This is a genomic window from Kineosporiaceae bacterium (assembly GCA_016713225.1).
In the GTDB taxonomy this organism is placed as follows: domain Bacteria; phylum Actinomycetota; class Actinomycetes; order Actinomycetales; family Kineosporiaceae; genus JADJPO01.
Window position 1 is genome coordinate 376,216 of sequence record JADJPO010000011.1, and the last position, 12,832, is coordinate 389,047.

The window sequence follows — 12,832 nt, forward strand, 5'->3', positions numbered from 1 at the left end:
GTTGCTCTCATCTTGGACGACGACGGGCCGTGCCAGGAGTTCCCGTCGCTGGGGTGTCGCCCTGCGGCATCCGACTGCAGGCCTCGACCAGGGCGCTGCCGACGGCGTCCAACGGCCCGTCGAGCCCGTCGAGCACAGCGCGCGCAGCAGCCACCACGACCGCGGCGCGGGCGTGTGGCTCGAGCACCGGCCACGGGTCACCCTGCGGCGGCACCGCCGGACCGCCGCCGTCGCGATAGCCCTCGATGAAGGCCGCCCAGGAGGCATCCGGCAGCAGGCCGCAGGCCCAGAACCCCGCCGGCCGGGCGAGGTCGCCGGCCGCCGGGCCGATGCCGAGGTCATCGAGGTCGATCAGTACCCAGTGGTCGGTGCCGGGTGGGCGTCCGAGCTGGCCGAGGTGCCAGTCGCCGTGCACCAGTGTCCCCAGACCCGGCGCGGCGTCCGCGAGGGCCTGCGCCACCACCTGGCCCGCAGCCCCGACCACGGCGGCGTCCCGACCCGGGTTCGTGGCGATCCGGGCCAGCGCCCGCGGCAGCCGCTCACCGGCACCACTCGGTGGGGTGCCCTGCGGGATGCCGGCCAGGTGGAGTCCGGCCAGCAGCCGGCCCGCCGCCGCCCAGGGCAGGTGCGCTCCGTCCGGATCGTCCGGATCATCGAGACCGGACGGATCGTGGTGCCCGTCCGCGGCGTGGGGGTCGAGCACCTCGACCCGGGGCCACAGGCTGGCCCATCGCCACGCGCCGGACAGCTCGGTGGACAGCTCTGGCGGCACGGCGAGCGGGCGGGCGAGCCGGGGCGCCAGCACCAGCGTGGCGAGCGACGGGGACGCCGCCAGGCGCAACCGGGCCGCGAGCAGGTCATGGTCCGCCCGAGGATGGTGCAGCTTGATCACCAGGTCGGCCGTCGTGACGATGAGCGCACCCGAGGTGGTCCGCCGCACGGATCGCCCCCCGGTGGCCCCCGTCGGGACGCCGGTCAGGCTCGCGAGCCAGTCCTCCCACGGTCCGCCGGGCGAGGTGACCACGCTCAGAGTCTGCCGCGGTTCACGCCTGCTCGCCCGTCAGCCGCTCCCAGGCCGCCTGGGCCTCCTCGGGACGGCCCTGCTCGTCCAGCCAGCGGGCGATGGCCGAGGCGCCGGCCTCCCGCAGCCCATCGTGACCATGCTCGCGGGCCACCTCGGTCGCCGCCTCCAGCAGGGCCAGGCCAGCCTGTTCGCGACCGCAGTCCAGTAGCAGCCGGCCCTGCACCAGATCGAGTTCGGCGGCCCCCAGGTCGGCGCCCTGCGCCCGCATCGCCGCACCGAGGCCCCCCGGGACGGCGTCCAGCATCGCCAGCGCCCGCTCCGCCTGGTCGTCGGAGGCCAGCAGCCGGACTCGCAACTCCTGCAGCGCCAACGGTTCCCAGTCGAAGTCCCAGTCGGCCAGGCTCTCGGCCGCTGCCGGGTCGGTCAGCAGGCGCTCGCGCCACCGCTCCCCCGCGGCCTGCGCGTCGTCCACATCGGCCAACGCCGCCTCGACGCCGTCGGCCGCCTTCCGCGCCCAGACCCGCTCGCGCCGGATGACCAGATCGAGGGCGGCGTCACCGGCCAACTGCGCCTCGTCGAGCGCGGCGGCGTAGGTGGACACGGCCTCCAGCGGAGACTCGTCGGCCAACAGCCCGGCGAGCTCGTAGAGGGCATCCGCCAGACCTGCCCGGTCGGGTAGCTGCTGCCGGCGACTCACCACGCGCCGGGCGAGCTCGAGGGCGCGATCCTGCTCACCGAGTTCGACACAGACGCGTGATCCGATGCGTTGCAGCTGAGCCAGATACCAGCTGAACCCGTTGCGCTGCAAGGGTTCCAACGTAGCCGGCGGTTCGGGGGTGTCGAGCTGCGCCAGACCGGCCTCCACCACCTCGATCGCCTCCAACGGCCGACCCTGGCCGTGCAGCAGCCCCGCCAGCCGGCTGCGTGCATCGGCCACCCCCACCGGTGAGTCGTTCTGTTCGAGCCCCGCCACCGCAGCCGTCAGCCGACGCTCGGCGTCCTCGAACTCGCCCTCGGCCATCGCGATCTGGGCGCGCAGCAGCTGCACCCGCGCCCATCCCTCCCCGGCGCCGGCCAGCACGGTGCGGCGTTCGGCCTCGGCGAGCAGGGGCTCGACGTCGGGTGCCTCGGCGACGTCCTGCATCAGTCGGGCGTGCACCTGATGGATCAGCGCCATGACGGCCACGTCGACGTAGTCCTCGGGCACGAGCGCCAGCACTCGGGCGGCCTGCTCGGCAGCGCCGGGGGCCGCGAGTGCCCCCGCCTCGTCCAGCTCGGCCAGCAGCAGTCGGGCCGCGACGCCGCGACGCTGCGCCGAGTCCTCGGCGGCAACGGGTCCCAGCAGGGTCAGCCCGGCCGCGGCGAGTTCGCGAGCGGTCACGTCACCGGGCCGGTCCTCGTGGCCGACCAGGCCCCTGGCCCGGGCCCGAGCCCGCTCCACCGGACCCCCCACCGCGTCCACGTCGGCGATCAACGCCAGCACGCGGGGGTGATCGCCGTCCGCCACGGCCACGAACTGTTCGACCAGCAGGGCCTCGGCCGGTTCGCCGAGTGCACGGTACAGCTGCGCGGCCTGCCGGGCGCCCTCGCGAGCCGCGGCGTCCAGCGGACCGCGCCGGCTGCCCCAGGCCAGCAGGTACTCCAGCTCGGCGAGATGTCGACGGTCGGCGTCATCGGCCTCGGGCCGGTCGAACCGGGCCAGCGCCTGCTCACGTCGGGCGAGGTAGTGCGCCCGCAACAGCTCGCTCGAGCTGCGATGCGCGAAGCGGGCGGCGGCCTCGACCCGCTCGGCCAGCTCGGCCAGATCAGCCGGATCAGCCGAGCCGTCCAAGGCGGGCAGAGCGTCCAGCCGAGGAGCCCGGGGGTGGGTCGGCCACTGCGGGACGTCGTCCGTGGCGTCCGGTGACCCGGCGTTCGGAACGGCGGCACTCGGCGCGGCCGTCGGGCCCAACCGGCGACCGGCGGCACCCAACGGCAGGGCGGGCAGCGAATCGGCACTCAACCAGGACTGCACCAGATGCGAGACCCGGGTGGTGCCGTTGCGCGCATCGAAGCGCGCAGCCAGCTCGGTGGCGTGCCGCTCCAGCCGCGCCCGCAGCACCGGTACCGGTTCGGCATCGACGACGCCGCGCGCCCGCACCGCGAGGTCGCCGTGGCCGGCGTCGATCACCGCGGTCAGCAGCCGCGCCCCGACGGCCGCCAGCTGCATCCCGGCCCACGGGGTCGGCGGCGCCTCGACGTCGGCCAGCCGCTCCGAGAGCAGGTCCAGGCCACGGCCGAGCTCACCGCTGCGAGCCAGCACGTGCACGTGGGCAGCGATGTAGTCGGTCTCGTCGGGGAAGGCTCGGCTGATCCGGCTACCGGTCAGGTGCGCCGCGGCCGCCCGAGCGGTCTGGCCGGTCAGCAGCAGTGAGGCCAGCGCCACGGCGATCGCCGCCTGGGGCTGCTCCGCGCACTGGGTGGTGCCCTCCAGCACGGCCTCGACCGTCTCGACGGCCCGCACGTGATCACCGAGTTCGGCGTGGTGGCGCGCCATCTCGGTGGGCTCGCAGCCCAGGCAGTCGGAGTAGTCGTTGCGTTCGGCTCGACTCCATCGGGCGAAGGCTTCCCGGGCGGCGCTCGCGCCGTGCAGGTGCGCGGTGAGGTGGTACTCGACGCCCAGCACCGGCTGCAGCCCCACCCCCGCCTCGGCGTAGCGGCGACGCATGCCGTCCAGCGAGGAGTGCAACTGGGCCAGCGGAACGTCCGGATGATCGAGCAGGCCGTGGATCATCCACTTGTAGGTCCACAGCACGATGTAGCGCTCGTAGTCCCCGAACCACGACGGTTGCTCGTCGTAGCGCTGCAGCAACCAGCTGAACGGCGCGAACATCCGGGTGCGGTCGGCGCTGTAGTTGTAGGCCCGCAGCAGGACGATCCGGGCCTGGGCCCGCAGCTCGTCGTCGCCCAGCTCGTCGGCCAGGGCCTGGGCCTGCTCGGCGGGGGTGACCCGTTGCGCGAACGGCAGCTGGTCGATCTGGTCGAGCAACTCGACGATCTGCTCACGTCCGGTCGGCATCGTGGCCCGGAATCCCTTCGTCAGCCCCCCGCTGGGCACCCGGATCGGCGCCCGGTTCGGCGTTGAGGGCATGGTCCAGCAGCCCGAGGAACGAGCGGTCCATGGCCGCGGTGTCGACCGGACGCATCGGGTGCTGACCGCTGAGCAGCGCGCGGCAGTACAGCGACTCCACGGCCAGCGCCGCGAGATCAGAACGATCAGCACGATCGGAAGAGTCGGACTCGATGGCCAGAACCCTTCGCACCACAGGGTTCTCGTCGTTCAGCAACAGGCGGGGCCGGTCGCTGCCGCCGTCGTCCAGCACCGTCAGGATCGCGCTCCAGACGTCGTCGACCTCGGTCGCGGTCTGCCGGCTCGCCCGGCGCCGGCGGGCCTGGGCGTCGTCCAGGTAGAGCGCCGGCAGCGAGACCGGGGCGAAGCTGCGCAGCTCGACGTCCACCTGCAACCGGTCCAGGACGGCGCGTGCCCGCTCCAGGGCCGACCGGACACCCAGCAGCCGGGCGTCGGGGACGGTGCGGATGTGGGCGTCCAGGTCACCGGCCGCGATCGGCTCGACCTGCAGATCGGGGTAGACCTCGGGGATGCGCCGCAACAGGTCGTACTCGTAGGCGTACCCGCCATTGGCGACGGTGACGCCCTGCGCAGCCGCCACCACCGCGACCTGGCGGAACTCCTCGACGGTCTCGGTCACCCGGATGACATCGGTACCGGCGATGAGCTGCGGCACCGTCGAGGTTCCCTGGTTGGTCTCGAACGGCAACAACGGCAACACGATCGCCAGCAGCTCGTCGTCCTGCAGTGCCATGGCCTTCACGGCCAGGTGGTGCAGTTGCAGGAACTCGCCCATGCGGCGGGCATCGGTGCGGGCCAGCCGCAACAGCCAGGCGCGGATCTGGTCGCCGAGCGCCGAGCGCACCTCGTCCAGGACGTCGTCCCGGTAGAGGTCCTCGCGGCTGGCGGTCGGGGTGAGCAGGGCGCCGTCCACCGCGGCCCGGGCGAAGAAGGCCCACTCGGGCAGCAGGTCGCCGAAGCGATCCGAGACCAGCATGCCCTTCACGTAGACCCGGTGCGTGGCACGCCGAGCGGTGGACGAGGCGGCGCCGGCGATGACCACCACTCCATCGAGCTCGGCGCGGGGAACCCGCACCGGCAGCACCTGGAACGGCTCGCCGCCGAGGTGGGTCACGGCGTAGTCCCGCGAGGCGGTGCGCCGCACCTCGGGGTCGCTCAGCCGCCACGGCGGCACGGTCGGGGCGACCTCCACGGGTGCGGGGGTGCGGACCACCAGCCGGTGCGGCAGCAACGCGGCGAAGTGCCGGGCCAGGTCGAGCACGGTGTCGGCGGTCAGCCACTGCTCGGCGCCGCGGCGCGGGCGCAGGCTGACACAGGTTCCGGGACCGCTGGTGAGCCAGGCCCGACGTTCATCAGGGCGCTCGTCGGGCACCTGGTCGCCGTCCAGGGCGTCGAGCCGGACGGCGTCCAGGGTGTACGAGCCGTCGGCCCGGCCGCGCCAGCGCACCACCGCGCCGGGATCCGAAGGGTCGGCGGAGGGGGTGTGGCGGCGGCTGAGCACCTCGATCTCGTCGGTCACCATGAACGCCGACAGCAGCCCGATCCCGAACTGGCCCAACAGGTCCGAGCGAGCCAGGCCCACCTCGTCCCGTTTGCTGGAGCGTCCGATGGTGGCCAGGAAGGTGCGCACATCATCGGCGTCCAGGCCGATGCCGGAGTCCATCACGTGCAGCCGGCCGTCGGTTGCGGCATCGCTCGGCACGATCAGCGCTCCGGGCCGGCCCTCATAGCTCGACCCGTTCTCGCCGAGGGCGGTGAGGGCGTCGACGGCGTTCTGGATCAGTTCGCGCAGATAGACCCGAGGGCTGGAGTAGATGTGGTGACTGAGCAGGTCGACGATGCCACGCAGATCCACCTGAAAGGTGTCGCCGGACATCGTCCCCCTTCGCTGAGCACTGACGACCGATGGCTGCGCACCGCCGCCCGGTCGGGATGGAGCCGAAACTCTACGCGACGGTGAGTATGGCCTGCGCCGCATCGCAGCCGCTGGCTTCGGGGCATCCCATCGGGTAGAGCTAGGGCGACGCTCGGCGAGAGGATGCGGATCATGAGTGGCAAGACCTTCGCAGGCAACTTCTTCGAGGACTTCCGGATCGGCCAGGTGATCCGTCACGCCACCCCGCGCACGATCACCGCGGGCGACGTGGCGCTGTACACGGCGCTGTACGGGCCGCGGTTCGCCCTCAACTCCTCGGACGAGTTCGCCCGCGCGCTCGGCCTGCCGCAGGCCCCGGTGGACGATGTGCTGGCGTTCCACATCGTCTTCGGCAAGACCGTGCCGGACGTCTCGCTCAACGCGGTCGCCAATCTCGGGTACGCCAACGGCCGGTTCGGGGTGCCGGTCTACCCGGGCGACACGATCACCACCACCTCGACGGTGACCGGGCTGAAGGAGAACTCCAACGGCAAGACCGGAGTGGTCTACGTGAACTCGGTCGGGGTGAACCAGCGCGGCGAGATGGTGCTCGACTACACCCGCTGGGTGATGGTCAACAAGCAGGACGCCGCAGCCCCGGCCCCCGAGGCCGTCGTCCCGACCTTGCCCGACGCGGTACCGGTCGAGGCCCTGGCGCTGCCGGAGCTGTCGATCGCCGGCTACGACCGGGTGCTGGCCGGATCGGGGTTCGGCTGGGGCGACTACGAGGTCGGCGAGCAGATCGACCATGTCGACGGCATGACCATCGAGGAGGCCGAGCACCAGCTCGCCACCCGGCTCTACCAGAACACCGCCAAGGTGCACTTCGACCAGTTCGCCGCCAACGGCAACCGGTTCGGCCGGCGGCTCATCTACGGCGGGCACATCATCAGCCTGGCCCGCTGTCTGTCGTTCAACGGCCTGGGCAACGCGTTCAAGGTGCTGGCGATCAACGGCGGCTCGCACGCCAACCCGACCTTCGCGGGCAACACCATCTATGCCCACAGTGAGGTGCTGGACAAGATCGAGCTGGCCACCCCGGGGGTGGGGGCGCTGCGGCTGCGGACGGTGGCCACCAAGGACCACCCGGCGTCCGACTTCCCCTACAAGGTCGACGGCAGGTACCACCCCGACGTCGTCCTCGACCTCGACTACACCGTCGCCCTCCCCCGCTGACTCTGCTCCCTCGTCTGCCCGGCCCCCGCCGAAGCAGCAGTGCCGACCTGACCCGGCAGGATGCCTCGCCCCTCCGGTTGGAGAGTGCCCTGGCCACGGGTCGCTGCCTAGCGTCGTCAGGCAGGACACGACACGTCGGGAGTGTGGCGCCATGGCAGGTTCAGGGTGGTTCGAGACGGTCGCAGAGGCCCAGCGGCGCGCCAAGCGGCGACTGCCGGCATCGGTCTACTCGGCGCTGCTGGCGGGTTCCGAACGCGGCATCTCCTACGACGACAACACTGCTGCCTTCGAGGAGCTGGGCTTCGCCCCCCACGTGGCGGGGCAGGCGGCACAGCGTGACCTGTCCACCGAGGTGCTCGGTCGCCCCCTGGCCATGCCGGTGATGATCTCGCCCACCGGGGTTCAGGCGGTGCACCCCGGCGGCGAGGTGGCCATGGCTGCCGCCGCGGCGGCTCGGGGCGTCGCCATGGGCCTGTCCTCCTTCGCCAGCATGCCGCTGGACAAGGTGGTCGAGGCCAACCCGTCCACCTTCTTCCAGATGTACTGGATGGGATCGCGCGACCTGATCAGCCGCCGGCTGGAGCGCGCCCGCAGCGATGGTGCCGTCGGCCTGATCCTCACCCTGGACTGGTCGTTCTCGTACGGACGTGACTGGGGCAGCCCGGCCATCCCCGAGAAGGTCGACCTCAAGGCCGCCGTTCGCTTCGCCCCCGAGGTGATCCGCCGGCCGCGGTGGCTGTTCGACTTCGCCCGCTCCGGCAAGCTGCCCGACCTGACCGCTCCCAACCTGACCGAGGACGGCGTGGCGCCCACCTTCTTCGGCGCCTACGGCGAGTGGATGCAGACCCCCCCTCCCAGCTGGGAGGACGTGGCCTGGTTGTGCCGGGAGTGGGGCGGCCCGCTGATGCTCAAGGGCATCGGCCGGATCGACGATGCGCTGCGCGCCGTGGACGCCGGCGTCAGCGCGATCTCGGTGTCGAACCACGGCGGTAACAATCTCGACGGCACCCCGGCACCGATCCGGATGCTGCCCGGCATCGCTCAGGCGGTGGGCGACCAGATCGAGGTGATGCTGGACGGCGGCATCCGTCGCGGCAGTGACGTGGTCAAGGCCGTGGCCCTGGGAGCCCGGGCGGTCATGATCGGTCGAGCCGCCCTCTGGGGTCTGGCCGCGGGCGGGCAGACCGGGGTCGAGAACGTGCTCGACATCGTGCGCAGCGGCATCGACTCGGCATTGCTGGGACTGGGCTGTTCCGCCGTGCGCGAGCTCACCCCGGACGACGTGCTGATACCCGACGGCTTCATCCGCACGCTCGGGGCGCCCTCGGCGCGATGATCAGCGACGAGCCGGTCGCCCTGGTCACGGGGGCGGCCCGCGGCATCGGCGCAGCCACGGTCAGAGCGCTGCACCGGGACGGGTTCCGGGTGATGGCGGTCGATGCCTGTTCGGGTAGCGACCACGGCATGGCCGAGGCGCGCTACGCCATGGCCCACCGGCACGAACTCGAGTCGTTGGCCGAGGAGTTGGGTGATCGGGTGACGATGCACGTCGCCGACGTCCGTCACCCGGTCGAGCTCTACCGGGCGGTGGACCACACCCTGGCGCGCTGGGGCCGCTTGGATGCCGCGGTGGCCGCCGCCGCAGTGATGGCCGGCGGTGAGCCGCTCTGGTCCCCGGCCGCCCACCGGCAGCTCGAGGCGCTGTGGCGGGTCGACGTCGAGGGGGTGTGGAACACAGCAGCCGCCACCGTGCCGGCCATTCTGGCCGGACCCGACCCGAGACGTGGCCGGTTCGTGGCCCTGGCCTCGACGGCAGGGGGGCGAGGACTCTTCCGGCTGGCCGCCTACTGCACCGTCAAGCATGCCGTCGTCGGCTTGATCCGGGGTCTGGCCGCCGATCTGGCCGGCACCGGGGTGTGTGCCATGGCGGTCTGCCCGGGGGCGACCCGCACGGCGATGCTGCAGGCCACCGCCGCGATCTACGACATCCCCGAGGACCACTTGGCGAGCAGTTCCCTGGTGGGTGAGGTCCTCGATCCGGACGAGATCGCCGCCACGATCGCCTTCTGCTGTAGCAGACCGGCCAGAGCCCTGAACGGATCCGTGATCACGGCTGACGGCGGGGCTGCGTGAGCGCCTCCGCTCGCCGACACGCACGGACCTACCCGAACGGGTAGGTCCGTGCCCGTTCGCCGACGGGTTCCCCGTCGGCGTCGACCCCCGTACGGTGATAGTGGTTCGCGGGCGTTCCTCCTCGGGTGGTCGCGGACGGGTCCAGGGCAAGGAGGCCACCGGTGACGAAACAGACGACGGCGCCCCGCTCACCCCCTCAACCACCGACCCAGCCCCAGCCCACACCGTTGGTGAAGTTCCACGCCCCCGAGGTGGTGTTGGGTCTCGGGTCCTTGGGCGAGGCCGGGTTCGCCGCGCTGAGGCTGGGGGCGCGCCGTCCGATGGTGGTCACCGACCCCGGTGTGATCGAGGCGGGATGGGCGCGCGAACTGCTGTATCACCTGGCCGACGCGCGACTCGACCCGATCGTGTGGTCGGGGGTGACCCCCAACCCCAAGGATCACGAGATCCGCGCCGCCTTCGACCTCTACCGCGAAGCCGAGGCCGATGTGTTGATCGCCATCGGCGGCGGCTCGTGCCTGGACGCCGCCAAGGGCGTGGCGATCCTGTCCGGCAACGGCGGCGACATCCTCGACTACGCCGGGGTCGATCGGATGGACCACCCGATCCCGCCGCTGCTCATGATCCCCAGCACGTCCGGCACCGGCGCCGATGTCTCGCAGTTCTGCATCGTCACCGATACCGAACGGTCGGTGAAGATCACGATCATGGGCCGGGCGCTGGTCCCCGACATCTCCATCACCGATCCTCGACTGTTGACCACCATGCCCGAATGGCTCAACGCGGCAACGGGCCTGGACGCCCTGGCGCACGGCATCGAGTCCTTCGTGTCGCTGGCCCACAACCCCCTCGCCGACACCCATGCGCTCAATGCCGTCGGCCTGGTCTTCGCGAATCTGCGCCACACCATGTCCGCGCCCGCCGAGCTGGAGTCCCGCTCCAAGATGGCGCAGGCCAGCCTGGAAGCCGGGTTGGCGTTCACGAATGCGATTCTCGGCGCCACACACGCCATGAGCCACCAGGTCGGGGGCCTGCTGGACTCGCCGCACGGCGTGGTCAACGGCGTGCTGCTGCCGCACGTGATCCGGTTCAATGCCCACGCCACACCCGAACGCTTCATCGCGCTGGCCCGTTCGGCCGGATTGGCCGTCGAGGGCCTACCCGGGGTGGAGGCAGCCGAACTGCTCGCCGAACACGTCCGAGCGCTGGGCGACGACATCGGGGTGCCCCGGGGGCTGCGCGAACTCGGCGTCACCGAGGCCGACCTGCCACGGCTGGCCGCCACCACGCTGCACGATGCCTGCCTGAGCACCAATCCCCGCCCGGCGGATCAGGACGACGTCCAGCGGCTGTTCCTCGCCGCATTGTGAGGTGGCGATGACCGAACAGGTGCCCGTCAACCTCCCGCCGGCCCCCGACCTGGCGGCACTCACGGGGGTTCGGTCGGGCAAGCGCAGCTACTACCTGGCCTACGTGAACTCGAACGAGCGGATGCAGCGCGCCGTCCGGGCGATGGACTCGATCTCGCGAGCCCTCGTGCGCACCGTCGAGGGGCCACGGGGACTGCTGGAGGAGGTGGTGCGCGCCGCGGCGGCACACCTGGACGCCGAGTGGACCGTGCTGGCGCTGTCCGACGGCAACCTGGTCGGGGCCCGGCCCCGGTTCCTGGTGGCCGGTCGAGACGGGCGACCGCTGGCCGACGACGAGACGCTGCCCCCGGTCGTGCGCCGTGAGCTGAACGCGATCCGCGCCGGGCACGCCGTGGGCGGTCCGGACGACGGGCGCTGGGTGCGGGTGGCGATGACATTGGAGGGATTGCCGATCGGGGCTCTGGTGGGCCGGCGGGGGTTGCAGGTCGACCCCGAGCCGGGTGACCTGTCGGTGCTGCGGATCCTGGCCAATCAGGCTGCGGTCTCCCTGCACACCTCGCAGCAGTATCAGGCCGGGCTCGTCCTGCACCGGCGAGCGCAGCGGCTCTACGAGGCCACAGCTGCCCAAGCGCGCGATCTCGAGGCCCGGACCCGCCAACTGGAGCAGGCCGAACAACGGCTGGTGCTGGCCGGACAGCGCGAGCTGATCGAGACCGAGCGCACCCGCATCGCCCGCGAACTGCACGACAGCGTCACCCAGTACGTCCTCTCCTCGGGCCTGGCGGTCGAACTGGCCCGTGGCGAGGCCGAGGCCCTGGGCACGGCGGCGACAGCGATCAGGGAGCAGTTGACCACGGCGAAGCAACTGTCGCAGCGCGCTGTCGAGCAGCTGCGGCGCGCGATCTACGCACTCCACCAGCCGCCCCGCCAGACCTTGTCGACCCTGCCCGAGCTGGTGCACGAGATGGCCGTGCACCATCACCACCTGCCGATCACGGTCAAGGTCGAGGGCGATGTGCTGCCCCTGCCCGCCGATGCCGACCACGAGATCGCCCGGGCCATCGGCGAGGCGCTGTTCAACGTGGTCGCCCATGCTGTGGCCAGCCGGGCGATCGTCCGGCTGCGGTACCGACCCGACCGGCTGACGGTCACCATCGCCGACGACGGCGTGGGCGACCCGGTCGAGCTGAGCCGGCGACTGCGTCTGCAACGTGCCACACCGAACGACGGCCGGCACCGGGGGCTGGCCAACATCGAGGCGCGAGTGGTCGAACTCGGGGGTGCACTGGCCTTTCGGCGGGCCCGGCTGGGTGGGGTGCGAGTCGAGCTGCGCGTACCCCTGCCGCTGGAGCCCTGCAGTGATCGCGGCCTGATCAACGAACTGGTCACCGGTGGCATCGGACAGGAGCACACCCCATGAGCGTTCTGACGAGTGCAGCCGAGGTGGTCGTGGGCATCATGCTCGTCGACGACCACGCCATCGTGCGGCAGGGACTGCGCTCGATCCTGGAACGTGAGCGGGACCTGGTCGTGGTGGCCGAGGCCTCCAGCGCCACCGAGGCCCTGACCGTCATCGCCCGGTCGACGCCCCGGATCGTGCTGCTCGACCTCAAGCTGTCCGCCGGTGTCGACACCGAGGGTCTCGAGCTGTGCGCCGAGCTCAGCCGGCGCCATCCCGACATCGGCATCCTGGTGCTGACCACGTTCCTGGACGAGCACCTGGTGATGGCGGCGATCCGGGCCGGGGCGCAGGGCTACGTGGTCAAGGACGTCGACACCACCGGGCTGATCCGGGCGATCCGGGACGTCGCGCGCGGCGGCAGCGCGTTCGACGCCCGCTCGGCGGCGGCGATGGTGCGCGGGCTCAACGCGCCGGTGCCTGCCCAGACCCGGCACCTGACCGCTCGGGAACACGAGGTGCTGCGGCTGCTGGCCCGGGGCCTGTCGAATCGGGACATCGGCGAGACGCTGTTCATCTCCGAGACCACGGCGAAGTTCCACGTCGGCAACATCCTGCGCAAGCTGGACGTTTCACGACGCGCGGAGGCGGTCTACGAGGCATCCAAGATGGGGGTCATCTGAGG

At 71.9% G+C, this 12,832-nt stretch carries 9 protein-coding genes; 6 read left to right on the forward strand and 3 right to left on the reverse strand.

Annotated elements, in window-relative coordinates:
• Positions 1-7: 7 nt before the first annotated feature.
• Genes IPK24_24455 through IPK24_24465 form a run of 3 tightly spaced genes read right to left on the reverse strand, consistent with a single transcriptional unit; the run spans position 8 to position 6,030 of the window.
• Entirely contained in the window at positions 8-1,024 is a 1,017-nt protein-coding gene (locus tag IPK24_24455) for an aminoglycoside phosphotransferase family protein (GenBank protein ID MBK8078608.1), read from the reverse strand.
• 19 nt (positions 1,025-1,043) lie between these two features.
• Positions 1,044-4,082: a hypothetical protein gene (locus IPK24_24460; GenBank protein ID MBK8078609.1), complete on the reverse strand. Its 3,039-nt coding sequence runs from the start codon at positions 4,080-4,082 to the stop codon at positions 1,044-1,046.
• The gene (locus IPK24_24465) at positions 4,066-6,030 is read right to left on the reverse strand and encodes an HSP90 family protein (protein MBK8078610.1); all 1,965 of its coding nucleotides are present in this window, start codon (positions 6,028-6,030) and stop codon (positions 4,066-4,068) included. The genes IPK24_24460 and IPK24_24465 overlap by 17 nt, the downstream gene beginning before the upstream one ends.
• A 171-nt stretch (positions 6,031-6,201) precedes the next feature.
• Here IPK24_24465 and IPK24_24470 point away from each other — a divergent pair, with 171 nt between their 5' ends.
• The 6 genes from IPK24_24470 (at position 6,202) to IPK24_24495 (ending at position 12,830) form a co-directional block, all read left to right on the forward strand.
• The gene (locus IPK24_24470) at positions 6,202-7,245 is read left to right on the forward strand and encodes a MaoC family dehydratase (GenBank protein MBK8078611.1); all 1,044 of its coding nucleotides are present in this window, start codon (positions 6,202-6,204) and stop codon (positions 7,243-7,245) included.
• 151 nt (positions 7,246-7,396) lie between these two features.
• Entirely contained in the window at positions 7,397-8,581 is a 1,185-nt protein-coding gene (gene mftD, locus IPK24_24475; GenBank protein ID MBK8078612.1) for a mycofactocin biosynthesis FMN-dependent deaminase MftD, read from the forward strand.
• Complete coding sequence (locus tag IPK24_24480; GenBank protein ID MBK8078613.1) at positions 8,578-9,378, forward strand: SDR family oxidoreductase; 801 nt, start codon at positions 8,578-8,580, stop codon at positions 9,376-9,378. The genes mftD and IPK24_24480 overlap by 4 nt, the downstream gene beginning before the upstream one ends.
• A gap of 161 nt (positions 9,379-9,539) precedes the next feature.
• Positions 9,540-10,748 carry an iron-containing alcohol dehydrogenase gene (locus IPK24_24485; protein ID MBK8078614.1) on the forward strand — a complete coding sequence of 403 codons (1,209 nt, stop codon included), beginning with the start codon at positions 9,540-9,542 and terminating at the stop codon, positions 10,746-10,748.
• 7 nt (positions 10,749-10,755) lie between these two features.
• Positions 10,756-12,168 (forward strand): ATP-binding protein, encoded by a 1,413-nt coding sequence (locus IPK24_24490; GenBank protein MBK8078615.1) that lies wholly within the window; start codon positions 10,756-10,758, stop codon positions 12,166-12,168.
• On the forward strand, positions 12,165-12,830 hold the full coding sequence (locus IPK24_24495) for a response regulator transcription factor (protein ID MBK8078616.1): 666 nt from the start codon (positions 12,165-12,167) through the stop codon (positions 12,828-12,830). Before IPK24_24490 ends, IPK24_24495 begins: the two co-directional genes overlap by 4 nt.
• Positions 12,831-12,832: the final 2 nt, after the last annotated feature.

Excerpts from the sequence above, each read along its gene's own strand:
- IPK24_24490 (MBK8078615.1), top strand. The coding sequence starts at position 10,756 with ATGACCGAACAGGTGCCCGTCAACCTCCCGCCGGCCCCCGACCTGGCG.
- mftD (MBK8078612.1), top strand. The coding sequence starts at position 7,397 with ATGGCAGGTTCAGGGTGGTTCGAGACGGTCGCAGAGGCCCAGCGGCGC.
- IPK24_24480 (MBK8078613.1), top strand. The coding sequence starts at position 8,578 with ATGATCAGCGACGAGCCGGTCGCCCTGGTCACGGGGGCGGCCCGCGGC.
- IPK24_24470 (MBK8078611.1), top strand. The coding sequence starts at position 6,202 with ATGAGTGGCAAGACCTTCGCAGGCAACTTCTTCGAGGACTTCCGGATC.
- IPK24_24460 (MBK8078609.1), bottom strand. The coding sequence starts at position 4,082 with ATGCCGACCGGACGTGAGCAGATCGTCGAGTTGCTCGACCAGATCGAC.
- IPK24_24465 (MBK8078610.1), bottom strand. The coding sequence starts at position 6,030 with ATGTCCGGCGACACCTTTCAGGTGGATCTGCGTGGCATCGTCGACCTG.
- IPK24_24495 (MBK8078616.1), top strand. The coding sequence starts at position 12,165 with ATGAGCGTTCTGACGAGTGCAGCCGAGGTGGTCGTGGGCATCATGCTC.